The organism is Mesorhizobium sp. M7A.F.Ca.US.006.04.2.1 (assembly GCF_004022915.1).
In the GTDB taxonomy this organism is placed as follows: domain Bacteria; phylum Pseudomonadota; class Alphaproteobacteria; order Rhizobiales; family Rhizobiaceae; genus Mesorhizobium; species Mesorhizobium ciceri.
Genome location: NZ_RZQA01001049.1, coordinates 1 through 1,901 on the forward strand (window position 1 = coordinate 1; position 1,901 = coordinate 1,901).

Here is a 1,901-nt window from a genome sequence, read left to right on the forward strand (position 1 = left end):
ATCCTGGCCCGGGAGGGCACGGGGGCGCGGCTGGAGGCGATGAATTTCGACGTCGTCGAATTGGCCGATATCGAGCGGCCGCCATCGGGACTGGTCCGGCTGACCGCCGGCGCCGATCGTCGCGTCGCGCACAAGGCGCTGACCGCGACGGCGCGAGCCACGCATTCCTGCGGCCTGATCTGGATCGATTCCATCGCCGCCCTGATGCCCGAGGACGAGGACGGCATCGACCTGCCGGAAGGTTCGGTCCTGGCGCGCACCCTCGGCCTCGACCACAAGGCGGGCGCGCTGCAGCCGCAGCTGTCGCCGGAGAATGTCGTCATCGTCGGCCTGCGCCACGCCGATCCGGCCGAAGCGCGCGTGCTGAAGGACTCACGCGTGTCGGCCTTCACCATGACCGATATCGACGCCATGGGCATGCGCGACCTGATGCATGAAGCGATCCGTATCGCCACATCAGGCACGCAAGGCTTTCATGTCAGCTACTCGCCTACAGTGACCGAATTCGCCGGCTGGGCGGCGGGCTCCGGTGGGCTGACCGTGCGCGAGACGCATCAGGCGATGGAGGCGATCGCGCTCTCCGGCGGGCTGCTGTCGATGGATGTGTCGGGCCTGACCGCGGATCTGGAGCCGCGGATCGGCACCGATGCGGTCAATTTCGTCATGTCTGCCTTCGGCAAACGGATTCTCTGATCAGCCCTGCACTTCCACTGCCGCCCGCCATGCGCTGACATAGTCGACCCAGGCTGGGTCTATAGGCCGTTCTATTCTTTCGCCCTTGCCCTGTGCCATCAGTTGATCGGATGCCAGCAGCGCCGCGCCGATGCTGGTGCCGGTGGCGGCCTCCGACGCAACCACGGCGCGCGCCGTGGCTGCCGCCAGCATGCCGACAAAGAGCCGGTTGCGGGCAAAGGGGCCTTCGACCGTGGTCGGCCCGTCGGCACCGATCAAGTCGAGGCAGGTCGCCGTCATCAGAGCCAGATAGAATGAGATGGCGGCAAAGCGCTGGCCTTTGTTGATGCCGTCGGCGTTGAGCCATGCCGCGGCATGGTGCGGGAACGGCCCCGAACCTTGCTGGGTCGACGGCAGCAGCAGCATCTTTCGCGCCAGCACGGCGCCGACATCATCCTCGGTCCACGGCTCCGGCTGATCCTTTGTCAGCACCGAAAACTCGCGGCCGCCCATGAAGCGCGCCGAGGGAACGGGATCACCGAGCGCGTTGACATTGACCAGCGTGTCGCGCGCGGCATCCAGCGCAATCTGTTTGCCGCCGACCGCCATCGATACCACCCAGGTGCCGGTCGAGACGACGGAGAAAGGCGGCTTGTCGGAGAGAAGATGCGGCAGCAGCGAGGCGTTGGAATCATGCAGGCCGCAGAACACCGGCGTGTGCGGATCCAGTCCGGTTCGCACAGCAACGGTGGGCAGGATCGGGCCGAGGCGATCGCTGGCCGGCCGCACCGGCGCCATCAGGCTTCGCCACTCCAGCCTCTCGACCAGGGATGAAAAATCCGCTGTCCACGGGTTCCACAGGTCGGTGTGGCAGCCGAGCGAGGTGACCTCGTTGGCGGCGATGCCGGTCAGGCGCAAGGCCCAGTATTGCGGGTACATCAGCAGCGCCGCGGCCCTGGCGAATTCCGCCGGGAAGCTCTTCTGCTGCCAGAAGAATTGTGCTCCGAGATTGAGGCCGAGCGGCAGGCGCGGCGTGCCGGTCTCGGCAAAAGGCGGGCGGATCGCGTCGTAATCCTCGGCCATCCCGTCGGGGCCGTCGAACTCATAGTCGAGCACCGGCAGCACCAGTTCACCCGCCGCGTCGACCAGCACGCCGGTCGCGCCATGGGTGGTGATCGAAATGGCGTCGATGCGCTGTTCGCGGTTGAGGCCGGCAAGGCTTTCGAGGA

General features: G+C 66.7%; 2 protein-coding genes. One reads left to right on the forward strand and one right to left on the reverse strand.

All coding sequences use genetic code 11. The features are described 5' to 3' along the window. Window positions 1–693 (forward strand): arginase family protein (locus EN925_RS34065; protein WP_164894592.1); only part of this gene is annotated, 693 nt, incomplete at its 5' end. Here the strand turns inward: EN925_RS34065 and EN925_RS34070 are convergent. After that, a partial coding sequence (locus EN925_RS34070; protein WP_128337275.1) for an FGGY-family carbohydrate kinase occupies window positions 694–1,901 on the reverse strand: 1,208 nt, incomplete at its 5' end.